Genomic DNA, 23,987 nt, shown 5'->3' with positions numbered 1-23,987 from the left:
TTTCCTCTTGTTAATAAATTCGACTTTGAAAACGGAAACAGGATTGATTACTCAACTTCCTCATTCACGCTTTAACTATTTTCCCGCATTAGGTAACACACCTAATTAGGAGATTTAGCGCACAGGGAAACTGGCACTAGGACTGATAGAAACAGGAATACCTTGGGGTACTGTTTCCCTGGTGGTATTGGGAATTTTAATGTTAGCTGTGCTAACTGGTGTATGGGTGACAGTCCTGATACTAACGGAAGCAGCCATTTTCATGAAGTCACTAATACTACCAGGCTTATACCGTGCATCTTCCAGTTTGTCACGCCAGTAGTTAGCGTAGCGTGGTGTTACCAAATTAAATGGTCTATCTTTATAACGTCGGCGTTGGTAGGGAACTATATTTTCACCAAAGCTGCTTTGATACTCTTCAGAATCTAGCAGAGCATCAACAAAACCACCCCAACCAACGGTAGCAATTTTGATTGACCAAGCGATTTCTTCATCTTTATTGTAAGGCGCACGACCTAACAACCGCTTTAGTCCCAATTCTACTAAGCGATAGTTGGAGTTAGTCTGAATTACCAAACTTTGGAAGGCTTCAGATTTAGCCAAACCTCGGATAAAGTCGCGGACGGTGATAGCTTTGTTCTTCACCTGAGATTCTAAATTATTCTGACGGTAGAATTTCAGAATCACGTGTTCGCTGAACAACTGCCGATAAGCTGCCCAAATTAATTCTTCGACTTCACCACCCGCAGCAGAGTCTTCTATGCGGTAAATTTTGGGGGTGTCTTCGTTGGGAACTTCGTAACCAGAAACTCGCTGGTTCTGAGAACTGGGTTTATATTCTAGTAAAGGTATTGCCATATTTCAGGATTTTTGTGATTTGTGAGTTGTCAGTTCTAATTCATCTGGTTGCCAGGTATGTAACGATAAGGCAAAGCAACTGCAACTGGTTTAACAGTTGGTTGTTCTGTACCTATCTCGCGGGTGGTGTTGGGAATCTCCATTGTGGTGATTTGAGAACTAACTGAGGCCATTATGCGCTGATAGTTACGTTCAGTGGTGATAATCTTCCCAGCCATGGCAAAGAAGTTAGCAGGAATTGCTTTCCGAATATCTTCTGTGGTTAGAGTTCCTGAGGTACGGGTGCTGTAGAAGGAACGACCAGCCAGTCCCCGAATGCTTTGAGCATCACGCCAATATTCATTGTACCGGGGATTAACCAGGTTAAAAGGTCTGGAACCGTAACGGCGACGTTGGAAAGGTACAATGTCATCACCAAAATTTTCCAAGTATTCGCTAGAGTCTAACAAGGCATCAATGAAGCCATGTAACCCTTTGGTAGCAATAACAATAGACCAAGCAATTTCTTCGTCTTTGTTATAAGCAGCTCTCCTAAAAACCGCTTTAAGGTGATGTCAACTAAGCGATAGTTGGAGTTTGTGTCTGCTACTTGGGTGCGGTATACATCTGATTTACCCAAACCCCGGATAAAATCGCGGACGTTAATTGCCCGATTCCGCAGTTGCGATTCTAAAAAGCTTTGACGATAGCTTTCTAAAATTAGGTGTTCGCTAAAAATCTGCCGATATCCTGCCCAGATGATGGCATCAATGTCTGCATCTGATGTAGCAGTATTTAAGCGATAAATGGTTGGTGTATCTTCGTTGGGTACTTCGTAGCCATCTACCCGCTGATTTTGGGAGGAGGGTGAATATTCTAACAGTGGTATTGACATCTTTACTTTTACCTTTTTTTATGCTATAAAAAGCAACTTATTGACTATAAGCCAACTGTACGCGGGCGCGAACTGCCTTTTCAACATCAGTAGCCAGCATTTCTTGGAGTCTAGTCATGATGGATTGTCTTACTTCGGCAATTTTTGCTAAAGCTTGTAAACCGACAACGGCAGCATAACGAATTGACCAGTCTGTGTCTTGGGAAATGAACAGCAGTGTATCTAAGGCGCGGTTGATAGCGGTGAGATTTTCGGGAAAATCTAACTTATGCCAGTGTAAGTTGCCAAGTCCCTTAGCGGCTGCACGGCGGACACTGGGGGAAAAGTCAGTGGCTGCGACTGTGATTAATACGTCTATTGCACGGGGATCTGCGATCGCTGCTAATGTGCGAATCGAATAAGCCCGTGCGCCATAGTTATAATCATCTATTTGATCGAGTAATTGGGGTACTGCTATTTCTCCCAATTCGGTTAGTCCATCTGCTGCCACTACTGCGGCTGTTGGGTTGTTATAACCGAAAACGGCAATTAAGGTGGAAATTGCGGCTGGATCTTTAGCTGCTGTCAGATTTTTGACTGCCGTCACCATTTGGGCTGGTGTTTCTGCCAGAGTGACAGCACGAATTAGTTCCTCAGTCATTGCTCAACCATCAATGATTAATAGTCAATAGTCATTGGTTGTTAATCATTTAAATAATGACTAATAACTAATGACTAATGACTATAAGAGTGAATCCATCAGGTTCATTACCCGGATTGCCTCTTCAGAAACGGTCAAAGAATCTAACTTTTCTAGAAGTTGATGCTCTAACAATCCTTTGAGGGCTATGAGTTTGAAGCTATTTTCTGCTTTAGCCTGGGCGATCGCTTCTGCTGCTGCTAAATACCCTATTGCCCCTAAGTCACCCAAAACAACGCGACGCAACTTTAAATCACCTTCGTCCAACATTTTCACCAATAGCTCACCATAACTAGTGTCTTGTGTGAGTTGATACATGGCTCTAGCTGCGGAGCATTGTACTCGTGGGACTGAATGCTTTAAAAAAGGCTTAATTAGGTCGATAGCTTCAGTTGCACAAAGCTCTCCCAAGGCTTCTAACACCGCTTCATAAGGCTGGGTGAGATGAGGACGACCGGGTACTTGCACGGCTTGGGCAACACCCCCATCTAGTAATTTAATCAGTGTTGGTATTGCTGTTGTGTCGCGCAGCATTTCCAGAGATTGGGCTGCTGCTTCACGCACATAAAAATCAGAGCATTCCAAGCATTTTATTAATGCTGGTACGGCTTTGGAGTTACCCAATTTACCAAGCGCCCTGGCTGCATTGCGTCGTAAGGGATAACCTCCAAGTTCTGTTTTGTCGGCTTCATCTTCTAACGCTGCTATTAGTGCGTCTACAGCTTCTAGCTGACTGACTCGAAACTTACCCAGCCACCAAGCAGCATAATAGCGGAGACTTAAATCTGATGATTGCAGATTAGCGATTGCTAGCTCTGGTGTTAGCTGTGGCCCGTTTTCGGCAGAATGTTTTTCTGCACTGGGTTCTATCATTGCCAGGGCGTTTAGTTTTCCTCTGCTGAAGTTAGCGGCTCAATCTTGATGATTCTGCCACCGAGACGGGTAATCCGCTGCATTTCTTCGTTCATGCGGCCGTAGGGTACGGTAATAAATACGCTACCACTACGACGGATGTTGAATTGATTCTTGTCAGTTTCTTGATTTTGTCGCAAGCCTATAACTTCGTAACGAAATACCCGGCTTGCAGATGAAGAAACGCTACCAGCGCCAAGTGTGGTTTGACCGAACATTACTTCTAAATCTCCTCTTGATGAGTTTTGCTGATCAACAGCAATTTACCTTACGTTGATATGACGCTGACGATTTTGCCACCTAGACGGTGAATTTGCTGCATTTTGTCTAGCAGTCTTTCGTAAGGGACAATATATACTGTGCTGCTTCGTCGCACGCTGGGGTAGCCTAGACCGCGAATACCTGCTACTTCAACTCGGTAAGTGCGATCTGATTGCCCTACTGCATTACCTAAATTTTGCTTAGGAGCATTATCCGCAGATGCACGGAAACTCCAGTTATTGTTGCTGCCAGAAGGACCAACAACTGAGGAAGATGTATTACTAGCCAATTCCCGCGCTAACCGAGATTTAGAGCCTTCAACTTGAGCAGTATCGCTGTTGGCATAACCACGGTATAAACGGAACATCCGGGTAAAACCAGCGGCACTTTGTCCAGCTTGAAAATCAAACCCGCGATAATAGGGAACTACATTCTCGCCGAAGCTATTTTGATACTCCTGAGAATCAATGTAGGAGTCAATTTCAGCGTCGTAACCTTGGTTAATATATAAGTCTAGGTGATAAGTCACTTCCGACTCATTGTATGGTGCGCGACCCAACAAATGTTTATAGTTGAGTTCGATCAACCGAGTTTGAAAACTGTTATAGAAAAATTTTGCTTTGTAGAGTTCTGATTTGGCAACGCTCCGCACGAACTCACGCACTGTAAAATTGCGATCGCGCAACAGTGATTCTGCGCTGACCAGGCGATCTGATGCCAAAATATAGTCGTTTCCTAAGACTTGCCGATAAACGGCTTGGATCACCAATTCGACTTCTTCGCGGCTGGCGTTGGGGCGCAGTTCAACTCGACGTGCCTCGCTAAAAGGCTCTGTTCCCAGCCTAGATGCTGCTGTTGTAATTGCCATTTTTTTTCCCCTATTTATTTACACTACGGTTTTTATCACCGAGTGCTGGCTGAATAAAGCTTGTTATTTATACCTACATAAAACTATGCCCGGGGCGAGATCCAACTGCTAGGTGATCCAGTGCGGTCTTGGGTACTTCCCCACGAACCACTGGCTAACCCCGTAGGGTTGATTTCATCCAGCATTTGCATCCCTCTCCGGGCATGACGCTATCTAGCTTAGAGCGTTGATTGCGTAGTCAATGTAGGTGTTAGCTTCGTTAGCAGCTTGACCGCTCAAGCCATGATTGCCTTTGATGTACTTCAGAGCTTCTACGTACCAGCTGGGAGACAAATCAAACGCGCTGTTGATTTCAGACAAGCCAGCAATCAAGAATTCATCCAAAGGACCTGTACCACCAGCAACTAAGCTATAGGTAACGATGCGTAGGTAGTGACCAACGTCACGAGCGCACTTGGACTTACCACGGCTATCAGATGCAAATTGAGTGCCTGGTGTAGATGTGGTGTAAGGGAATTTTTGGTATACAGCACTGGTTGCGCCATCAACCAATTTTTGAGCGTTAGCTGTCAAACCACGAGCAGCTTCCATACTAGCAACGGCACGTACAAAACGTCCGTTAACAGCTTGTAATTCGGTGTTGCTCAGGAAACGTCCTTGGGTATCAGCAGCTGCGATCGCTTCGGTAATTGGTGTTTTCATGTTTTCTTATCTCCTTGATTGTTTCTTAGCTTTTTTTTACTTGGAGAAAATCTCCAACTTTTCGCCGTATCGGCTATTTGAAGTTATTACGCAACAGCCGCAGCAGCGCGATCAAAATAGCTAGCCAATTCAGAAACTAAAGAGCTGCAATCACCCTTGGTGATACCGTTAGGATCGTTAACGATGGAGATTGCTGCATCTTTCATTTTGCCAACACCCTTAGCTACAGAAGCACCGGGAGTACCCAAAGCTTGGTAGGTTTCGCGCAAACCGTTCAAGCAACGATCATCTAAAACACTAGCGTCACCAGCCAATGCTGCATAGGTAACATAGCGTAAGATGATTTCCATGTCGCGCAAGCAAGCAGCCATGCGACGGTTGGTGTAAGCGTTACCACCAGGAGCGATCAAGTTAGGTTCGTCTTCAAACAAAGAACGAGCTGCGTTGGTAACAATATCTTTAGCGTTGCTGGTGATGCGGTTAACTGTATCCAAACGCTTGCTGCCTGCGCTAACAACTGCGGTTAAAGCATCTAGTTGTTCGATGCTTAGGAATTCGCCTCTAGCATCAGCTTGAGAAACAACCTTGGAAAATACATCTAATGTCATGGACTCTAAATCTCCTAATTACTTAGTTGAGAGATGTTTTGATTAAAACTGCGGATGTTTTATCAATTTAGAAACGGCTGACAACGAACTGCAATTAAACTGTCTCTCGACTTGGGTTCTCACTTCCTTGGCAATGATGATGAGCCATAAATATGAGAATCAGAGTGAATTTTATGAGAAACACGCAAATCTAATGAACTAGTTGCATCGTTTAACTTTGGTCTGTTGTTTAACCCCTTCAGCTTATGTTTATACAATGCTATAGATCCTTTATTTGTTACAAATTATGAATAAATAAGTTGAGGGAATAAGAAAAGCCCCAAATCCTTCACATACAAGGAGTCTGACTGAGAAAAGTCTGATATTTTCGTTACAAAACTTCATTAAACTCGTTAATAATAGAAAATTTTCAGCGGTTAAGAATGTTTTAATAATTCCAAAAATCCATATCAGAACTAACTTTGACTGATTTTTACAGTTTTCCCGCTTTTAGTAGTTTTTGTTACAGAATGTAAAATTTACATTTCTAAATGTTTTCAAAATTATTTATGAGTCTCTGGAAAATTCCCCCCTGGGGGGATTTAGGAGTTCGGAGTTCGGATTTAGGATTTAGGAGTCAGGAGTCAGGAGTCAGGAGTCAGGAGGAAATTTAATTGTTTCTCCTGAACTCAATACTCGGTACTCAGTTTCCTAATCCCTAGTCACCTACGACGCAAAACTTGGAGCAAAGTTGTAAATGTATGGGGAAGATTTGCGGTTACTTCAATGGCAACTCCAGAGATGGGATGTTTTAACTTAAGTTGCCAAGCGTGTAATGCTTGACCGGGCAAATTTACCCCTACGGAACGACCAGCACCATAAACTGAGTCACCGACGATGGGATGACCAAGTTTGGCGCTATGGACACGAATTTGATGAGTACGTCCTGTTTCTAGTTGGAAGTGGATTAACGTGTAGTTGCCGAGGCGTTCTCGGACTTGCCAATGGGTGATTGCTGATCTTCCCCCTTCTGCAATGGGGATGATTGCCATTTTTTTACGGTCTTGGGGATTGCGACCAATGGGTAGGTCAATAATCCCATTTTCCGTTTTTGGGACACCATAAATCACCCCTAAATACTCTCTCTTGGCAGTTTTTGCTTGCAGTTGTGCTTGTAGGCTTTGATAAGCAAGATCTGTTTTAGCGATCGCGATCGCACCAGTAGTATCCTTATCCAGCCTGTGAACAATTCCCGGACGTTGTACACCACCAATTCCCGGTAAATTGGGACAATGTGCTAATAAAGCATTGACTAAAGTTCCATCAGGATGACCAGGTGCAGGATGAACTACCAAACCTGCGGGTTTATTGAGAATTATTAACTGGTCGTCTTCGTAGAGAATATCTAAGGGGATATCTTCTGCTACCAATTTCAAAGGTTGCACTGCGGGAATTTCTAAGGAAATGCGATCGCCTGCTTGGAGATGAATCTTTTTGGAAGTGCAAATCTTGTTATTAACCTGCACATGACCCTTTTCAATTAACTGTTGAACACGGGAACGTGATACATCTGGCAATTCTTCGGACAAATAGCGATCCAGGCGTTCACTTTTTTCTTCGACTAGGAGATTAATAGCGGTCACAATTGGTTAATTTTAAACTTTTAGATGTGTGAGAGTGTTACTGATGAAGCAGGAGGCCGTCTTGCTGGAAGTAGAAGGAAAGAAAGCAAGTGTTATCAGCTTTTATAAATTTTTTTGACTGGATAGTTATTTTTGCCATGCTTTACCAGGTGAGATTTTAGGATTTTCAGATTATGGCATTATCCATAAACATCCTGATAGTTAATGACTAAAGCTGAAAAGAATAAAACGAACACCGCACTAGACCGGAATCGCTGGATGATAACATAGTACAGTGGTGATTACCTATTATAGAGTGTAATACCATTTTAAATTTTGGGTTAAGCCTGAGATATTTATTTGTAATAAATTTGAGCTTGATAGTTGTCACCATTGTGTTTCCAACTGGTATAATCACTAGTAAATTTAATCAGATATAATCTGATGCCATGAGAAATACCTGGTAAAATATATTCATCAGGAAAAAAATCATTTTTACTATTAACTTCAATTTTTTATAATTGGTTTAAAATACTTTTTTATTTCTCTGACAAATCTATAGTAACCTGAATTTAGTAAGTAATTATTGAGCATCTACGATTTATCTAAAAATGGCTATTTTTTAGATATTTACCATCCTCCTCAAACCTAGCTGCAAAAAAAAGCCTCAAACTGTAACTCTAGAAACGCTAAAATCATTTCTGTCTATGTAACTGTAGCAGTTATTTATGTTGTAGAAAATTCTCTCCCCTAGATCAGCAAGAAATGCTGTGTGATTTTCAACAACTGCGAGAAAGTAAGAGATTTAAAATCTTAGATGAGCCAGGTTAGCGAAAAATACAGAAAGTCAGCCTGATTTTTGGCATACTCTTTTCTGGGTTTTTCAGCCTTTGACATTTGGGAGTGGGGTGTGGGGTGTTGGGTATTGTGTATTTAGAGTAGAGGCTTGCTATACTCACCACAATGTAAACCGCTATCTTGATCTGGCAGTACGTCCAAAAAGACCGGTGTGAATCCCCAACGGGTGATTCACAAATTCTAATTTGCAAATTTTTATTTGATGTTAAAGCCGTGCTAATGAAAACGCTTCCTATAAGTAGATACAGATTTTTCCAAAAGCTACAGCCCCTATCCCTCTTGAAAAAAATCACCAGTAAGTCTGTTACTGGTTGTCTACAAGTATTTAGCACTTCCGGGGCTTGGTCAATATATGTACAAGAGGGTAAGCTGATTTATGCCTGCTACTCAGAGCAAATGTTTGAGCCGCTATATAGAAACTTACAGCGGTTAAGTCAACACAATTCCACTCTTCCTAGAGAGATTAACGAGCAGTTGCAGACAATATTTGAAAAGGGTGTTGAAAATCAGACAATACCGAATCCAGATTATTTAGCTATTTGCTGGCTAGTTAATGAGAAATATCTTAGCCCCTTACAAGCGGCAATGCTGATTGAGCAATTGTCTTTAGAGTTTTTAGATTCATTTCTGAAAATAGAAGAAGGGAGTTATGAGTTTATCCCTGAGAGTTTTCTGGATGATTTACCCAAGTTTTGCCATTTGAACTTGCGCTTATTAGTCGAAAAGTGTGAAGCGGGTGTAAAAGTATCTCCAGAGCAATTTTGGCAGTATAATCAGCCAAAAACAAGTTCAACGATTGAAGTACAATTGCCTCCAATCGGTAATAGATTAGTAACTGCGGACAGACATAAACCAACTTATGCACGACCTACTGGCAAAAAGAATTACACTATTTTTTGTGTAGATGATAGCCCTGTAGTTCTAAATACTATTAGAGGTTTTTTAGATGAACAAATATTTTCTGTAATGGGTGTTACAGATTCTTTAAAAGCTTTAGTAGAAATTTTCCGCGTCAAACCAGACATGATTTTGTTGGATGCGTCCATGCCTAATTTAGATGGATATGAAATATGTGCTTTATTGCGGAAACAAGCATCTTTTAGAAATACACCGGTGATTATGGTGACAGAAAAACCTAGCTTAGTAGATAGAGCTAAAGCGAAGCTAGTGAGAGCTTCTGGTTGTATGACTAAGCCTGTTAATCAAGGTGATTTACTCAGAATCATTTTTCAGCACATGGTTTAATTTTTGCTCGCTTGAGACTACTGTGGACGACACCCAGACAGTATACTGTGCATCTTCACGACCGATCCAATTACTGCGATCGCTGGGGCGCTAAATCCAGTCTCTTCTACTTGCTCGACGATTGTTCCTAACTGACCAATTAATTCTTCTTGTTCTGGACGAGTACCCCATCGTACCAAACCAATTAGAGTCTCTGCACTTAATCCAGCTATGCTAAGTTGTTCCACGATATAAGGTAGATTGTGGATACCCATATAAATGACGATTGTTTCTGAGCCTTGAGCGATCGCTTGCCAGTTAACTTTCGGACGATATTTTCCCGCAGACTCGTGACCCGTTACAAATGTCACTGACGAACTATACAGACGATGAGTAAGGGGAATACCAGCATAAGCCGCCGCCGCAATTCCGGCTGTGATCCCTGGCACAACCTCTACATCAATTCCCGCTTCTAGTAATTCTGCCATTTCTTCGCCACCACGCCCAAATATAAAGGGATCTCCACCTTTCAAGCGCACGACGATGGCATGATCCTGAGCTTTTTCAATCAATAAATGATTGGTTTCTTCCTGCAACAGTGAATGTCTCCCCATGCGCTTACCTGCGTTAATTTGCTCGGCTTGGGGATTAATCATAGCCAAAACTGCCGGACTGACTAAGGCATCATATATAACTACATCTGCACATTCCAACAGACCTTTGCCTTTGAGGGTCATGAGTCCGGGATCTCCGGGGCCTGCACCTATTAAATAAACTTTACCCAAAAACTTTTTCCCCTTCTGTTGCTAAATCCCAGATTAAATCAGCTAGTTCTGTACTTATTCCTAGAGGCTGTGCCAATTTGAACGTTACTCCAGGGAATTGTAATTTTAACTCTTCTACTGCACGAGCGATCGCATCTGTTATCCCACCAGTGAATAAAAAATATGGCAAAATTGCAATTTGCTCATAACCAGCAGCAACTAATTCTTTTACCCTTGATTCTAAACTAGGAGCTACAGCCCAATAAGCAGCTACTGCTCCCAAATTCATGGCTAGAGTTTCAACTGGCTGTTGAGAACCAGAACGACGGCTACCATGAGCTAACAAAATCGCTGCCTCTACTTTTATAGTAGCGATCGCTTGAGTGAATAATTTTCCTAAATCTGGGTGATTACCTAAATACGGTTTCAGGTCAATGACTATATCTTCACCAAGTGCTTTTTGAGCCAGTGCCACTTCTGCGGGAATATCTGTCATTACATGAACTCCCGGAACCAGAAACAAGGGGACAATTTTTAGGCATTTATACCCCAAAGCCAAAGCAGTTTCAGCGAATTGTTGAATCTGCTGATGTAAAGGTTGGATATTTAACTCTAAAGTCGCTATACCTACCAAATTTTCACCATTTGGTAACTTCTGACTAATCAGCTTTGCCAGTTGCTGCATAGCAATCTCTGGACGTGGATCACGACTACCGTGAGACAATAAAAGATAAGCAGATAACATGAGGTATTTATATGAAAGAATTCATGAGTGTTTTAGAAGGGTTAGTGGATCAGCTAACACTAGGTGCAATTCTAGAGATGCTAGAACGAATATGCCACAAAAAAGCGGAAAATCTCAGAACTCATTGGCAGGATGAAGAAAACGCCAAATTGTGGGAAAAAGCTGCTAAACAGATCGAAAATATCAACGTTGATATCTGATTGATCAATTTAAGTGTAATTGTCCTCGAAGATATCGGAATCAGATGAAGACTATGATTTTCACAGTTTTCTGATATATATTCATGCCTGTTGATGCTTAGAAAATATCCTGCGCCTAGAATTGGGATAGTTGTAAGCGATCGCAGAAAGCCTTAAGATTCTGTCCAAGTATTTATTTACTCATCATTTTCCCCAATTGCCGCAAGTAGAGATGCGATCGCTTTTTCAATCCGTTGCCATCCGCTTGGTGAACTGAAATCAATTCCTAAAAATGTGTCGTTAACTTTGGTTCGTAGAACTAGATAAACAATTCCCGCAATCAAAACCGCACTGATAGCAGGGATATCTTTATCTGGTGGGAAGGAATACTTTTGCTTCAGAAATTCTAAACTCTCAATTGCTACCTGATCTCGCACTGTTGCTAACTCATGGGTTAACTCATTACCTTCAAGCAGTTCCCAGCGCACAATTTCTTGAGTGATTGGTCGTTCTTGTAAGTCATGCAGGAAGTGCGTCAGCAACAAAACCATCGCATCAGCCAGTGATTTATCATCAAAAACCTTTTCATCTGCAATTAACTCTGCAACTGTAATCCAGTAGTTACCTTCTTTGCCAAAAGTTTGTAACAACGAGGGAAGATTCTCAAAATATCGGTAAATCAAAACCTTATCAACCCCTGCTTCACGAGCGATCGCATTCACCCCTAGTTGCTTAAAACCTGATTCTGCCAGAAGTTTACCAACCGCAGATAGAATTCGTGCCTTCGTCTCTTCTTTGTCTCGCGCCATAAATCCTTCTCATCTACTTGTCACCAATTGGTGACTATGATACTATGTCACTGAGTGGTGACTTATAAGATTGAAAATGCAAAAAATTTCCTTTGAGTTAGAGGTGTATTCTTTCCACATTGATTTTATTGGTCATGTTAACAACATTGTTTATATTCAGTGGATGGAAATTGGCCGGACAAAACTACTGGAAGCGGTTGAGATGCCAACACAGAAAATCTTTCAGCAAGGGTTTGCTCCGGTTTTGGTTCAAACCAATATCACCTACAAATTACCGCTCTATTTGGGCGAACGTGTACAAGCAGAAATGTGGATTTCTGAACTAAAAAATGCCTCTGCTATTATGCAGTTTTGTTTCTATAACGAACAGAAAATATTAGCCGCAGAGGGATGGCAGAAAGGATTGTTTGTGGATACAAAAACAATGCGCCCAAGGCGGTTACGTCCAGAGGAACGTTCTTTGTTTTTACCTTATGTACACTCCCAAGTAGATGCTCAAAGCGCTAAGTTGCTGGTTGATATTGCGTAAATTTAAGGAAATCTGATTATGAATCTTGAACTCAAACATCAGAGGTTATTGAAAATTGGGTTAACTGGTTTAGCGATATTAGGATTTATTTTCTGGTCAGCATTAATCCCCAAAAAGTGGCGGCGAGAATCTAGCCTGACTGATAATATCTAATCTTAATATCAATTACTCATTACCCAACAACTTTGTAGCCAAAGTATTCATATGTGTCCATAATTTAGTGCCACCAACCCAATTATGTGAAGGTAAACGTCCTTTAGGTGCTGACGACATAAAAAATAAATTGTGAGTAGGAGAGTTAGATGTAATTAAATTCCAACCTACAGCACCGCAAAACTGACTGTAATCTCTGCCACAATTTTCATAAATTTGGATCTGCACAGTGAAACCAAAATGACCTTGACTATATTTTGTCCATAATTGGTCAATTATCTGTAAGTCTTCATTAGGCAATTTTTCTAAATCACTTTTAAATAAATAGCTTTTCACAGGCTTAGATAAAGATTTACACATCACTACCCAAGTCTCTTCATCCGCTTGTTGCCATTGCTTAGTCATTAGTAAATTACGTAAATGCTTGTAATCAACTCCTGTGGATGAATGTAGAGTATTTGGCTGTTTTTTAACTGGTTTTGCTTCTACGTTGATTGCAGCTAAAACTTCTGTAGCCGATTGATAGCGTTGGGAAAGGGCATTTTGGAGGAGTTTATCAAGAATTGCGCCCAAACGGTCGGAAATATTATTGCCATTCGGTAAATAATTTTGCCATATCCAGCGATCGCTTGTCACGTCAAACAACTCAAAGGGAGAAATACCAGTTAACAAATAAATGCAACTCACACCCAAACTGTAGAGATCACTTGCTGGTAAAGCTTTACCCCGCATTTGTTCAGGAGCCATATATTCGGCACTACCCACTGTTGTCCCCGTATTTACCAAAGCTGTAGCAGTGATTTGTTTAGCAACTCCAAAGTCAATTAACACTATCTCTCCAGGTGCAGAGTTGTTGGTGCGATTTGCTGCCTTGATATTACTAGCTGGTAAGATTTTCCTTCGCTGTTGTTGAAGAGACAGAGATTCCAGTCCACCAATAGTCATGGTAGAACCTTTATTTAATAATGCAGCGTTGGTAATTGGTTGAGGATCTTCAGATTCATTCCCAGCTACAGGAGTATATCTTCGCATGATATTTGCTGGTTTAATATCCCGATGAATCACCTGTCGAGCATGAATAAATTGCAGCACAGGTAATAAATTTTTAAGCAATTGCCAAATATCAACTTCACCAAATACACCTTGTTCTTCCAATTCCTGCGCTAAAGTCCGCCCCACAATTAATTCCTGCACCAAATACAACTGACTTTCTTGTTCAAAGTGTGCCAATAATCGAGGAATTTGGGGATGTTGCAATTCATCTAAACGCACCGCTTCCTGATGAAATAATTGCACAACCTTTGTAAAAGTTGCTCTATTCGTATCTGAAAAATAAAGTTGTTTGATTACACACCTAGGTTTTGACGGCAAATGCTCATCTACAGCCAAAAATGTTCTGCCAAATCCACCGCTACCAATGGGATAAAGCGCCCGATAGCGTTCTTTGAGTAATAATGGCTTACCACATTTGCGACAAAATCGACTAGTATCTGGATTCTGTGGATATAGACAAGCAGTACAAAAACTCATCATTAGTCATTGGTCACTGTGAAAAACTCTTCCTTCACCTGTTCCCTGTCACCTCATCGCTGCTCGGCCTTATAAGTATAAAACTTGTCCAACGCTCCTACAGTTTCAAACTTATAGTTAGGTAATAAATTATCAAGCTTAATTTCAGTGCTATAAACACTAAAAACAATATAATTTTGCCTTTTTGTCGTACTAGCAATAATATCTCGCATTTGTGGGTTAACTGACTCAATTAACTTATCGCAATTAAATTGTATGAGATTTTGCAAGAAATTCGGTGTTTTTTTGCAAACATCCGTTTTTAAGTAGGTTGTCAGCCGTTGCACTGCATACTCTTCATATTCAGCCTGTTGAGGATTTGTCTTGGCCATCGTCACTCCCAAGACGGCGATTCCTGCCGCTCCTACAGATGTAATAATAGTCCAGACTTTCATATACTCTCGATTGTGATGTGGTCTTTATACTATTAAAGATTACAAAGAAATCAACTCAATTTCTGGCAAAAAATATTGACCATTTTTCCGAAGGCGTGCTATACTCAAGTAGTGAATGGCGAGCGTAGCCAAGTGGTTAAGGCAGTGGTTTGTGGTACCACCATTTCGCGGGTTCAAGTCCCGTCGTTCGCCCTTAAATATCTAAAATGCTCTACAGCAAATAGATTTATTACTTAAAAATGGAAGCTGATGCACTTAATTAATCAATCAGCTTCCATCTTTGCTGTTATTAAACGCACATTAAGCCTTAGAAAATTCCTAAAAGAAAGATGAAACTTAGCCCACAAAAGATAAGAAACGTGATGATCATCATGTTGCCTATACTGTGGTCAGGAGCTGTTAAGTTTTGTGTATTGTCAGCCATAGGTTATCGACCAGATATTAATGACTTTAATTGTAGAAATTATAACCAATATCAATCAGCAATTTAGTAGAAGATATCAAAAATTAATTTTAATTTATTTAAGTTAAAAATAGCTATTATTTCTAACCCAAGTTGCTGGTAATTGGTGATAAATTCCTAGACTCATCCTGTTCATCCTTAAATCCTGGAAATCCTGATTCTGACAAAAATAAAACTTTACGTAGTTTTATGCCTGATGTATTATGCGTATTTAATAAAAAGATAAGTATGAGAATTTTATCATCAAGTTAATCTTTGTTTAAGTACAACCAAAGGTTATAAATCATAAGAGGTAGAAGTCTGAGTTATGTTGTTGAAAATCGCTACCAGACATCTATCAAAAGTTAGAAAAAAGGTACTCCTGCCGTTAGATACCAAAATAGTGTGATATAGATAATTTAGTTCAATATCAACACGTTCTATCTATTTACTAAACCTTCAATACTCAGAAAATATATTGAGACGTGTTGGTCTACTTTGCAAAAAAAATATTATTTTGTGTTTGTCATGTCTGAATTACTCCAAACATTACTAGACAGTGAAGAAAAAGTTGATTTACGTTTATTTATGAGTGATTTACGCCAGCAAGATAAGAAATACTGGCTCAGGAACGATACAATTAATGTTTATAGTGATTACTGTTCTAAATACTCTAAATCTGAGCAGTTCTGCACCGACTCAAATTTAGGCAAACTAATTTACTATACCCAGGAGATTATTCAAGAAGAATCAAGCTTCTGTTTCATCATCCGTCCGAAGATTGCGAGTCAGGAAGTTTATCGGCTGACGGAAGAATTGGACGTTATCCCAATGACGGTACAGGAGTTATTGGATTTGCGTGACCGGTTCGTGAACAAATTTCATCCCCAAGATGGTGATCTGTTAGAACTTGATTTTGGCCCGTTTTATGATTATTCCCCGGCCATTCGTGACCCGAAAAATATAGGTAAAGGGGTACAATTCCTCAACCGTTATCTATCTAGCAAGATATTCCAAGATCCAAAAGAATGGCTAGAAAGCTTATTTAATTTTTTGCGCTTGCATCACTATAACGGCGTGCAGTTGTTAATCAACGATCGCATTCAATCACGGCAACAACTTTCTGTACAAATCAAGAAAGCCATAGCTTTAGTAAGCGATCGCTCTAAAAATGAACCCTACGAACAATTCCGGTTTCAATTGCAGATGATTGGTTTTGAACCTGGTTGGGGAAACACAGCCGGACGTGTGCAAGATACTCTCAACATTCTGGATGAACTAATTGATTCTCCTGATCCGCAAACTCTCGAAGGTTTCATCTCCCGTCTGCCGATTATTTTTAAAATTGTTTTAGTTTCTGCTCATGGTTGGTTTGGACAAGAAGGAGTTTTAGGTCGTCCTGATACTGGAGGACAGGTAGTTTATGTCCTTGATCAAGCTAAAAGTCTAGAAAAACAGCTGCAAGAAGATGCAATGTTAGCTGGTTTAGAAGGCTTAAATGTCCAACCAAAAGTAATTATTCTCACCCGCTTAATTCCTAATAGTGATGGTACTTTGTGTAACCAAAGGCTAGAAAAAGTTCACGGTTCAGAAAACGCCTGGATTTTGCGTGTACCTCTGCGGGAATTTAATCCCAACATGACTCAAAACTGGATTTCTCGGTTTGAGTTTTGGCCTTATTTAGAAACCTTTGCTATTGATTCAGAAAGAGAACTATTAGCAGAATTACAAGGTAGACCCGACTTAATCGTGGGTAACTATTCTGATGGTAACTTAGTGGCATTTTTACTAGCGCGACGGATGAAAGTCACCCAGTGTAATATTGCCCATGCGTTGGAAAAATCTAAATACCTGTTTAGTAACCTCTATTGGCAGGATTTAGATGATAAATATCATTTCTCTTTACAATTTACTGCTGATTTAATCGCCATGAACGCTGCTAATTTTGTCGTCAGCAGCACTTATCAAGAAATTGTCGGTACAGGCGACAGCGTGGGACAGTATGAATCTTACAAATGTTTCACCATGCCAGATTTATATCATGTAGTCAATGGCATAGAATTATTTAGCCCGAAATTTAATGTTGTGCCACCTGGGGTAAATGAGAATTATTATTTCCCTTATACCAGGAAGCAAGACAGAGTAGAAAGTGATAGTCTACGGCTAGAAGAAATTCTCTTTACTCTAGAAGACCCGTCCCAAATATTTGGTAAACTCGATGACCCTAGCAAGCGTCCGTTATTTTCAATGGCACGTCTTGACCGAATCAAAAATTTAACTGGGTTAGCAGAATGCTTTGGTAAAAGTCCAGAATTGCAGGAGCATTGCAACTTAATTTTAGTAGCGGGTAAATTGCGTGTAGAAGAATCAGGAGATAATGAAGAACGAGATGAAATTATCAGACTCTATCACATAATTGACGAATATAATCTCCACGGCAAAATTCGCTGGTTAGGTGTGCGCTTAACCAAAAGTGATTCTGGGGAAATTTACCGCGTTATTGCTGAACACCAAGGAATATTTGTACAGCCGGCTTTATTTGAAGCTTTTGGTTTGACAATTTTGGAAGCGATGATTTCGGGATTGCCAACTTTTGCTACCCAATTTGGTGGACCACAGGAAATTATTCAGGATCAGGTGAATGGTTTTTATATTAACCCTACAAATTTAGAAGAAACAGCCGCTAAAATTCTGGAGTTTGTGAGTAAATGTGATCATAATCCTAATTATTGGTCGGAAATTTCTCAGCACGCAATAGAGCGAGTTTATAGTACTTATACTTGGAAGATTCACACTACCAAACTACTATCATTGGCACGGATTTATGGCTTCTGGAATTTTAGCTCCAAGGAGAATCGTGAAGATTTATTGCGCTATCTAGAGGCTTTATTCTATCTAATTTACAAACCCAGGGCGCAGCACTTATTAGAACAGCATAAATATCGCTAAGTTCTTGTGGGACAGGTATCTTGCCCGTCCCAGTGATTAAATTGACAACTCCCACCAAGTTCTTTGACCGACTATACCATCTACTAATAAACTGCGCTGATTTTGAAAGGCTTTGATAGCTGCCTCTGTCAGAGGCCCAAATATGCCATCAATTCGGATACCGTAGCCGTTGGATACTAACAACCGCTGCATAATTCTTACAGATATACCTGAGCTACCAAAACGTAAAGTTGGCATAGGTTGTCTATTATATCCTTGATATCGTGCTAATATCTGCTCTTTGGTGGGGAGATCCTTGGCATCGGCTAAGTTCAAAGATATTGAGGACAGGTGCTTTTGTCGGATTTGCTTTAATATTTTATCTCGCTTGATGGCGATCGCAGAAATTTTAGATTTCTCTCTTCCATTTGTTTCTATAAATTCCGGTGGAGTGATTTGAGAAGTTGAAACTAACGGAGATAATTGACTAATGCTTGACTTCTGCACGCCATTTTCGATCTGAAATGGTCGTTGCTCCGGCAAATGGGGCAAATTTGGTTGTGTGGTGCTTAAAACGCCCGTCATTAGCAGGCCAATTTCAGTCATCGTAGTTCATCTCATATCTTGCACCTATAAGGATAAACCAGGAGTAGACAAACAAATAAGATAAAACTATGACTCCTTAAAAAAATTATTTCCAGTAATATTCAGTGCTGACTTCACTAATGTAGCGTTATTACGAATTAATAATTAATTATTTTATGTTTGTGTCCAAAGCAATAGTAGACATCGCTCTGGACACTGGATTGATCTAACCCATAGTGTCAACAACTGGATGGAAATAGAAGGCGAAACCCAAGACCGTATAGGCAGCTAAGAGTAAAGTTCCTTCCAACCAATTAGACTTACCATCAGAACTAATGCTATTGGCAATTAACACCGATACTGCCACTGCCACCAATTCAAAGGGATTGAAATCTAAATCCATCGGCTGACCTAATATCCGCCCGGCAATCACTAAAACAGGGGCTACGAATAGGGCAATCTGCATACTAGATCCTACAGCCACAGATAGAGAAAGATCCATCTTATCTTTCATTGCTACGGTGACAGCTGTAGCGTGTTCTGCGGCGTTACCAACAATGGGCAATAAAATCACCCCTGTAAAGAGTGATGTTAAACCTAATTTGGATGTAGCTACTTCTAGAGTATCAACTAGCAATTCTGACTCTAGGGCTACTAGCAGGGTACATACTAGCAATACACCAGTCCAAAGCCAAAGATTTGGTTTTTCTTCAGCGATTTCTTCTATTGTTGCATCTGTATCTGCGGCTTCTATCTCTATCTCTGCTACACCCACATCATATAAATAGGCATGGGTTTTCATGGAAAATAGCAGTGTTAAACCATAAACCAGAATTAAAACGACAGCAACGGCAAGAGAAAGATTCTGCACTGTTCTTTCGTTAATGCCGATTGACGTGTAGTTCATCGCTGTTGGTAATAAAATGGCAATCACTGCCAAATTCATTGATGAAGCATTTACTCGTGCTACAACTGATTGAAATGTTTGCTCTTTGTAGCGTAGTCCACCCAAAAGCATGGAAAAACCCATGACTAAGAGTAAATTACTAATAATCGAGCCTGTGATGCTGGCTTTAACAACATCTATTAGCCCGGCATTGAGGGCAACTAAAGCAATAATCAGTTCTGTAGCGTTACCAAAGGTGGCGTTTAATAACCCTCCTAATGATGGCCCCACGACTACGGCAATTTCTTCTGTGGCTGTACCCATCCAAGCTGCTAAGGGGAGAATTGCTAGTCCAGCGGCAATGAAAACTATTAAGTCTCCCCATTCCAGGAAGTGAGCGGTTAACGAGATTGGTATAAACAGTAACAAAATTGCAAAAATGATGTTTTTAGCTGACATTTTTGATCTCGAATTTTGGGTATCAGATGCCTATGATACTCTCAACTGTCCGTGAAGCTATTCAGAAATTTCACTGTTTGTCAGATGGCAGCAGAGATCTAAAATAAGATGGCGATTTAATTAGTAGTTGCAATCTTTTGTTGTAAAACTATGACTTCACGCCAGGATTTCATCACCAACATAGGTTTTAATGGATTAAAAGAGTATTAGTTTTCTTGGCTGATTGGCGTTGCTAGTGATAAAATTCACAGTATGTATCTTGATTCTATAATTAATTGATGCTCTTTTGCATTTGGGGACATGACTGCGCGATAATGCAGATTTCCCGTCAGATTAAGACTATTTTGCCGAAATTCCGATTCAGCTTGATTTCAATGATGTTGTTTATACCGGATTTTGTGAAAAAACAACCGTAAAAATGTTCCTATAACTATACTTTCGCTACAAATACAATTTTACTTGGGATACAAATATCATGACTTCTGCTGCTGAAACGCCAGTTAGCTCTGGCTCAAAATTGCAATTAAACCAAGATTCTCAACATACCCTAAATAACGATCCCCTAAAACAATCTCAGGGGGTATATGTAACGGTACATGGTCATTTTTACCAGCCCCCAAGAGAAAATCCTTATTTAGATGCAATTGAACGCCAACCCAGTGCTGCACCTTTCCATGATTGGAATGAACGCATTCATTGGGAATGCTATCGCCCCAATGCCTTTGCCAGAGTGTTAAATGACCGTAATGAATTGGTGGGGATCGTCAATAATTATGAATACATGAGCTTTAATATCGGTCCAACGCTGATGTCGTGGTTGGAACGTTACGATATGGAAGTTTATGAGCGAATTTTGGAGGCTGATGCAAAGAGTAGTCAAAGATTGCATGGTCATGGGAATGCGATCGCTCAAGTATACAATCACATCATCATGCCTCTGGCCAATGAAAGAGATAAACATACCCAAATTCGCTGGGGTAAAGAAGATTTCAAATCCAGATTTGGCCGTGATCCCGAAGGTATCTGGCTGGCTGAAACTGCTGTGGATTATGCCACTCTACAAGCTTTAGTGGATGAGGATATTCGCTTTATTGTCCTCGCACCATCCCAAGCCCAACGCTGTCGCCCTTTGGGAACTCAAGACGATCCCCAACCGCAATGGCATGAAGTAGGTGGTAGTCAAATTGATCCCACCCGTCCCTATCGTTGTTATTTAAAACCATCTCTGAGTATTGCCTCTTCTCCTCTGAGTTCAACTAACGCGACCAACTCAGATAAAACCGAAGGTTTACCTTATATTGATATCTTCTTCTACGATGGCCCGATTTCGCGGGATATGGGCTTTAGTGATGTGGTTTATAATTCTCATCACTTCGCAGGTAGGGTTGGTGCAGCAGTGCGCGGGGATCATCGTCAGTCCCAATTGATATCTGTGGCTACAGATGGGGAAACCTTTGGACATCATAAAAAGGGAACTGAGAAAACCTTAGCTTATGCGTTTATTGACGAGTTTCCTCGCCACGGTTGGACGGTAACAAATTTTGCTCACTACTTGAGTTTAAATCCTCCCAGTTGGGAAGTGGAATTAAAGTCAATTACAGCTTGGAGTTGCGCCCACGGTGTAGACAGATGGCAGGATGATTGTGGTTGTGGTGGGGAAGGGGGTGTATGGCATCAACAATGGCGAAGACCGTTGCGGAATGCTTTAAACTGGCTGCGGGATCAGTTAATTGAGGTGTATGAGGAAGAAGGGGGCAAATTATTTCGTGATCCCTGGTTAGCAAGGGATGAATATATTCAAATTTTGCGCGATCGCTCTCCGGCCAATGTTACTCGCTTTCTCTCCCAACATCAAACCCACAAACTCACAGCCACAGAACAAATAGATGCTTTGCGTTTATTGGAAATGCAGCGTCATGCTTTGTTCATGTTCACCAGTTGCGGCTGGTTTTTTGAAGAAATATCCCGCCCCGAAGGCACACAAATTCTCCGTTATGCCTCCCGTGCTTTAGAATTAGCTGGGGATGTGGCTGGTGTACAGTTAGAAAAAGGCTTCCTCAAACATTTGGGTTTAGCCCCTAGTAATGTTGAACAGTTTAAGCATGGTGCAGAAATTTATCGTCAATTGGTGCTAACTGCCCAAATCGGGTTTAAACAAGTTGCTGCCCATTACGCCATTACTTCCCTATTTAACAATCACAACAATGCACCTGCGGTACAGGATGGGGATGAACACCTCAAAGCTTACCAAAAGCGCGTTTATTGCTATACCGCCCATGAACTAGATTATCAAATGCAACGTATGGGCGCGTTGAGTATGGCAGTAGGACAATTAAAACTAGTATCAGAAATTACTTGGGAAAGTGAAAATTTAGTGTTTGCGGTTCTGCATTTAGGCGGTTGGGATTTCCATTGCTGCATTCAAGCATTTACGGGCAGACGTGATTATACACACTTGAAAGAAAAGTTATTTGCATCTTTACAACAAGCAAGCGCGGCTCACGCTATCTTGGTGATGACGCAACTTTTGGGAGATGAAGCCTTTAGTTTACAGAATTTATTTGCAGAAGAACGCCACCGGATTATGCGGCTGTTAAGTCAGGAAACACTAACAAGACTCGACCAATTGTATACCCAAGCATATCGTGAAAATTACGGTGTGATTATGGCGTTTCATCGGGATGAGTTAGAAGTCCCCCAAGAATTGCAGGTAGCAGCGGAGATTGCTTTAAGCTATCGCTGTATGATGACATTAAAATCACTGGATCAAGATATTACCGAACCGCAACTCAGTTGGAATCACATATTAGAATTAGAAGCGATCGCTACCGAAGCCAAAAATCTGCGTTGTCAGCTAAATATACCTGAAGGTAAGCAGATCTTAGAACAGTTAATTGTGCGTTCTCTAGGACAACTTCTGCACGATGCTAATGGTTCTTTTGGTACAGATATCCAACGTTTAGAAAAACTCATTGATGTAGGATATCAGCTAAATCTAGGTATTTCCTTAGAAAAATCCCAAGAACTCTACTTTAGCTATTTGCATCATCATATAATCCCCCTGTGTCTTAGCAACTTTAACAATCCAGCAGAAGCTAATCAATGTAGTCAATTGTTAAAACTAGGACAAAAATTAGCAGTAGATGTCAGCATGATTTTGAAAAAGTTGGCTTAGGAATGTAAAGATTAACTGATACCAATTCTGTGTAAAGTTGCGCCAAATAAATACCGTAGAGACGTTCCATGGAACGTCTCTACATCCGTGAATAAAGCGCATCCTCATAAAGAAATGGTATGAGATGGGAATGATAGTTCAAAAGCATCAATTCTTCCTATGCTTTTAATCGTAAGTAAATCGATAATAATTCAAATCTCTATCCATTGCACAACCATACTTAGGGCTTGCTGCAAAAGTCTTTCCGTTAGGGCTAGGATTCAGGAGTCAGGAGTCAGGAGTCAGAAAGAAGAATTAGAAGGAGATCAGAATATTCTCAAATCTGGGTAAATGAACGGTTTTTGATGCTTTCATCGCTTATTTCTTGCACTTTTTCCAACTTTTTTAGCTTGAAACTTTTGATATATCTAGGTTCTTGGTTTATATGCCTAACGGCACGCTCCGCGGTAAGCGAAGCTATGCCCGCAGGGCTTTACAGCAAACCATACTTACAAATGTGCGTCTTTGTTGATAGAGATTTTTTGGCAATTTCACCACAAATATAGCGTTATTGGCTTGTATATTGAGATTAACCGCCTCAGTGACTTTTTTGAAACTTTTCTCAAGTATTCAAGCCAAACACAAAAATAAATCCCCTTGCACCCTTACCTCTTCCTCAAACTTCTCAGTATTGTTTGTAATTGTTGCAACTAAACTCTATTTGGCTGAGACTTATGCAAATGTCACAATCAATGCAAGATTTTAGGGTGCGACAAACTCCATAATTTGATAATAATCAACAGATTTTCGGCATCTGAGACACCTTATTAGTATACTATTTGCGTAAGTCTTATAGCTGATACAGCACTTTGCAGGTAAGGGTTAAATATTGTTATTTTTTTTCTAGTTATAATTCAAAGGCTTAAGGATAAATACTGAGGCATT

The 23,987-nt window shown here is 40.6% G+C and carries 22 protein-coding genes, 1 tRNA gene and 1 pseudogene; 7 read left to right on the top strand and 17 right to left on the bottom strand.

The genetic code is table 11. The features are described from left to right. Positions 1-114: 114 nt before the first annotated feature. The 10 genes and pseudogenes from cpcG2 to AC012T_RS11755 form a co-directional block, all read right to left on the bottom strand. Entirely contained in the window at positions 115-858 is a 744-nt protein-coding gene (gene cpcG2, locus AC012T_RS11800) for a phycobilisome rod-core linker protein CpcG2 (RefSeq protein WP_487065923.1), read from the bottom strand. Positions 859-893: 35 nt separating this feature from the next. Then, positions 894-1,307, bottom strand: a complete 414-nt coding sequence (locus AC012T_RS11795; protein ID WP_487066790.1) for a hypothetical protein — start codon at positions 1,305-1,307, stop codon at positions 894-896. Further along, a pseudogene (locus AC012T_RS11790) lies at positions 1,308-1,732 on the bottom strand (phycobilisome rod-core linker polypeptide); the annotation flags it as partial. A gap of 37 nt (positions 1,733-1,769) precedes the next feature. Further along, positions 1,770-2,372, bottom strand: a complete 603-nt coding sequence (cpcF, locus tag AC012T_RS11785) for a C-phycocyanin alpha-cysteine-84 phycocyanobilin lyase subunit CpcF (protein WP_487065921.1) — start codon at positions 2,370-2,372, stop codon at positions 1,770-1,772. Between the two features lie 81 nt (positions 2,373-2,453). Continuing rightward, positions 2,454-3,284 (bottom strand): C-phycocyanin alpha-cysteine-84 phycocyanobilin lyase subunit CpcE, encoded by an 831-nt coding sequence (cpcE, locus tag AC012T_RS11780; protein ID WP_487065919.1) that lies wholly within the window; start codon positions 3,282-3,284, stop codon positions 2,454-2,456. An 11-nt stretch (positions 3,285-3,295) separates the two neighbouring features. Continuing rightward, positions 3,296-3,541 (bottom strand): rod-capping linker protein CpcD, encoded by a 246-nt coding sequence (gene cpcD / locus AC012T_RS11775; protein ID WP_487065917.1) that lies wholly within the window; start codon positions 3,539-3,541, stop codon positions 3,296-3,298. Between the two features lie 50 nt (positions 3,542-3,591). After that, positions 3,592-4,452 (bottom strand): phycobilisome linker polypeptide, encoded by an 861-nt coding sequence (locus AC012T_RS11770; protein WP_015214034.1) that lies wholly within the window; start codon positions 4,450-4,452, stop codon positions 3,592-3,594. Positions 4,453-4,665: 213 nt separating this feature from the next. Further along, on the bottom strand, positions 4,666-5,154 hold the full coding sequence (gene cpcA / locus AC012T_RS11765; RefSeq protein ID WP_487065915.1) for a C-phycocyanin subunit alpha: 489 nt from the start codon (positions 5,152-5,154) through the stop codon (positions 4,666-4,668). 86 nt (positions 5,155-5,240) lie between these two features. Beyond that, the gene (gene cpcB, locus AC012T_RS11760; RefSeq protein ID WP_438889415.1) at positions 5,241-5,762 is read right to left on the bottom strand and encodes a C-phycocyanin subunit beta; all 522 of its coding nucleotides are present in this window, start codon (positions 5,760-5,762) and stop codon (positions 5,241-5,243) included. Between the two features lie 701 nt (positions 5,763-6,463). Continuing rightward, complete coding sequence (locus AC012T_RS11755) at positions 6,464-7,384, bottom strand: RluA family pseudouridine synthase (protein WP_487065913.1); 921 nt, start codon at positions 7,382-7,384, stop codon at positions 6,464-6,466. Between the two features lie 1,056 nt (positions 7,385-8,440). Here AC012T_RS11755 and AC012T_RS11750 point away from each other — a divergent pair. Further along, positions 8,441-9,466 carry a response regulator gene (locus AC012T_RS11750; RefSeq protein WP_487065911.1) on the top strand — a complete coding sequence of 342 codons (1,026 nt, stop codon included), beginning with the start codon at positions 8,441-8,443 and terminating at the stop codon, positions 9,464-9,466. A 17-nt stretch (positions 9,467-9,483) separates the two neighbouring features. Here the strand turns inward: AC012T_RS11750 and cobA are convergent, their stop codons facing one another. Both cobA and AC012T_RS11740 read right to left on the bottom strand, forming a co-directional pair. Continuing rightward, positions 9,484-10,230: a uroporphyrinogen-III C-methyltransferase gene (gene cobA, locus AC012T_RS11745; RefSeq protein WP_487065909.1), complete on the bottom strand. Its 747-nt coding sequence runs from the start codon at positions 10,228-10,230 to the stop codon at positions 9,484-9,486. Continuing rightward, positions 10,223-10,954 (bottom strand): sirohydrochlorin chelatase, encoded by a 732-nt coding sequence (locus AC012T_RS11740; RefSeq protein ID WP_487065907.1) that lies wholly within the window; start codon positions 10,952-10,954, stop codon positions 10,223-10,225. Before AC012T_RS11740 ends, cobA begins: the two co-directional genes overlap by 8 nt. 11 nt (positions 10,955-10,965) lie before the next feature. On the opposite strand from AC012T_RS11740, the gene AC012T_RS11735 reads away from it, so the two are divergent. Further along, entirely contained in the window at positions 10,966-11,154 is a 189-nt protein-coding gene (locus AC012T_RS11735; protein ID WP_487065905.1) for a hypothetical protein, read from the top strand. 176 nt (positions 11,155-11,330) lie between these two features. On the opposite strand, the gene AC012T_RS11730 is transcribed toward AC012T_RS11735, so the two are convergent. Then, positions 11,331-11,942: a TetR/AcrR family transcriptional regulator gene (locus AC012T_RS11730; RefSeq protein WP_487065903.1), complete on the bottom strand. Its 612-nt coding sequence runs from the start codon at positions 11,940-11,942 to the stop codon at positions 11,331-11,333. A 76-nt stretch (positions 11,943-12,018) separates the two neighbouring features. On the opposite strand from AC012T_RS11730, the gene AC012T_RS11725 reads away from it, so the two are divergent. Both AC012T_RS11725 and AC012T_RS11720 read left to right on the top strand, forming a co-directional pair. Continuing rightward, entirely contained in the window at positions 12,019-12,471 is a 453-nt protein-coding gene (locus AC012T_RS11725; RefSeq protein WP_487065901.1) for an acyl-CoA thioesterase, read from the top strand. Between the two features lie 18 nt (positions 12,472-12,489). Beyond that, positions 12,490-12,624, top strand: a complete 135-nt coding sequence (locus AC012T_RS11720; RefSeq protein WP_487065899.1) for a hypothetical protein — start codon at positions 12,490-12,492, stop codon at positions 12,622-12,624. A gap of 12 nt (positions 12,625-12,636) precedes the next feature. On the opposite strand, the gene AC012T_RS11715 is transcribed toward AC012T_RS11720, so the two are convergent. Both AC012T_RS11715 and AC012T_RS11710 read right to left on the bottom strand, forming a co-directional pair. After that, a complete protein-coding gene (locus AC012T_RS11715) occupies positions 12,637-14,154 on the bottom strand; it encodes a protein kinase domain-containing protein (RefSeq protein ID WP_487066555.1) in 1,518 nt (505 codons plus the stop codon). Positions 14,155-14,207: 53 nt separating this feature from the next. Beyond that, a complete protein-coding gene (locus tag AC012T_RS11710; RefSeq protein ID WP_487065897.1) occupies positions 14,208-14,588 on the bottom strand; it encodes a DUF4359 domain-containing protein in 381 nt (126 codons plus the stop codon). Between the two features lie 118 nt (positions 14,589-14,706). Between AC012T_RS11710 and AC012T_RS11705 the strand changes: the two genes are divergently transcribed. Beyond that, positions 14,707-14,780, top strand: a tRNA-His gene (locus AC012T_RS11705). A 778-nt stretch (positions 14,781-15,558) separates the two neighbouring features. Beyond that, complete coding sequence (locus AC012T_RS11700) at positions 15,559-17,979, top strand: sucrose synthase (protein ID WP_487065895.1); 2,421 nt, start codon at positions 15,559-15,561, stop codon at positions 17,977-17,979. A gap of 36 nt (positions 17,980-18,015) precedes the next feature. On the opposite strand, the gene AC012T_RS11695 is transcribed toward AC012T_RS11700, so the two are convergent. Continuing rightward, the gene (locus AC012T_RS11695; RefSeq protein WP_487065893.1) at positions 18,016-18,564 is read right to left on the bottom strand and encodes a peptidoglycan-binding domain-containing protein; all 549 of its coding nucleotides are present in this window, start codon (positions 18,562-18,564) and stop codon (positions 18,016-18,018) included. Between the two features lie 205 nt (positions 18,565-18,769). Beyond that, positions 18,770-19,888 carry a calcium/proton exchanger gene (cax, locus tag AC012T_RS11690; protein ID WP_487065891.1) on the bottom strand — a complete coding sequence of 373 codons (1,119 nt, stop codon included), beginning with the start codon at positions 19,886-19,888 and terminating at the stop codon, positions 18,770-18,772. 475 nt (positions 19,889-20,363) lie between these two features. Here cax and AC012T_RS11685 point away from each other — a divergent pair, with 475 nt between their 5' ends. Next, positions 20,364-23,063: a DUF3536 domain-containing protein gene (locus tag AC012T_RS11685; protein WP_487065889.1), complete on the top strand. Its 2,700-nt coding sequence runs from the start codon at positions 20,364-20,366 to the stop codon at positions 23,061-23,063. The last annotated feature ends 924 nt before the right edge of the window (positions 23,064-23,987 follow it).

This window comes from Anabaena sp. EIM26 (genome assembly GCF_057568715.1).
The sequence above is the reverse complement of the archived record's forward strand: the minus strand, read 5'-3'. Positions and strand labels throughout refer to the sequence as shown.

Excerpts from the sequence above, each read along its gene's own strand:
- cpcG2 (WP_487065923.1), bottom strand. The coding sequence starts at position 858 with ATGGCAATACCTTTACTAGAATATAAACCCAGTTCTCAGAACCAGCGA.
- cpcF (WP_487065921.1), bottom strand. The coding sequence starts at position 2,372 with ATGACTGAGGAACTAATTCGTGCTGTCACTCTGGCAGAAACACCAGCC.
- cpcE (WP_487065919.1), bottom strand. The coding sequence starts at position 3,284 with ATGATAGAACCCAGTGCAGAAAAACATTCTGCCGAAAACGGGCCACAG.
- cpcD (WP_487065917.1), bottom strand. The coding sequence starts at position 3,541 with ATGTTCGGTCAAACCACACTTGGCGCTGGTAGCGTTTCTTCATCTGCA.
- AC012T_RS11770 (WP_015214034.1), bottom strand. The coding sequence starts at position 4,452 with ATGGCAATTACAACAGCAGCATCTAGGCTGGGAACAGAGCCTTTTAGC.
- cpcA (WP_487065915.1), bottom strand. The coding sequence starts at position 5,154 with ATGAAAACACCAATTACCGAAGCGATCGCAGCTGCTGATACCCAAGGA.
- cpcB (WP_438889415.1), bottom strand. The coding sequence starts at position 5,762 with ATGACATTAGATGTATTTTCCAAGGTTGTTTCTCAAGCTGATGCTAGA.
- AC012T_RS11750 (WP_487065911.1), top strand. The coding sequence starts at position 8,441 with ATGAAAACGCTTCCTATAAGTAGATACAGATTTTTCCAAAAGCTACAG.
- AC012T_RS11740 (WP_487065907.1), bottom strand. The coding sequence starts at position 10,954 with ATGTTATCTGCTTATCTTTTATTGTCTCACGGTAGTCGTGATCCACGT.
- AC012T_RS11735 (WP_487065905.1), top strand. The coding sequence starts at position 10,966 with ATGAAAGAATTCATGAGTGTTTTAGAAGGGTTAGTGGATCAGCTAACA.
- AC012T_RS11730 (WP_487065903.1), bottom strand. The coding sequence starts at position 11,942 with ATGGCGCGAGACAAAGAAGAGACGAAGGCACGAATTCTATCTGCGGTT.
- AC012T_RS11725 (WP_487065901.1), top strand. The coding sequence starts at position 12,019 with ATGCAAAAAATTTCCTTTGAGTTAGAGGTGTATTCTTTCCACATTGAT.
- AC012T_RS11720 (WP_487065899.1), top strand. The coding sequence starts at position 12,490 with ATGAATCTTGAACTCAAACATCAGAGGTTATTGAAAATTGGGTTAACT.
- AC012T_RS11715 (WP_487066555.1), bottom strand. The coding sequence starts at position 14,154 with ATGAGTTTTTGTACTGCTTGTCTATATCCACAGAATCCAGATACTAGT.
- AC012T_RS11710 (WP_487065897.1), bottom strand. The coding sequence starts at position 14,588 with ATGAAAGTCTGGACTATTATTACATCTGTAGGAGCGGCAGGAATCGCC.
- AC012T_RS11700 (WP_487065895.1), top strand. The coding sequence starts at position 15,559 with ATGTCTGAATTACTCCAAACATTACTAGACAGTGAAGAAAAAGTTGAT.
- AC012T_RS11695 (WP_487065893.1), bottom strand. The coding sequence starts at position 18,564 with ATGACTGAAATTGGCCTGCTAATGACGGGCGTTTTAAGCACCACACAA.
- cax (WP_487065891.1), bottom strand. The coding sequence starts at position 19,888 with ATGTCAGCTAAAAACATCATTTTTGCAATTTTGTTACTGTTTATACCA.
- AC012T_RS11685 (WP_487065889.1), top strand. The coding sequence starts at position 20,364 with ATGACTTCTGCTGCTGAAACGCCAGTTAGCTCTGGCTCAAAATTGCAA.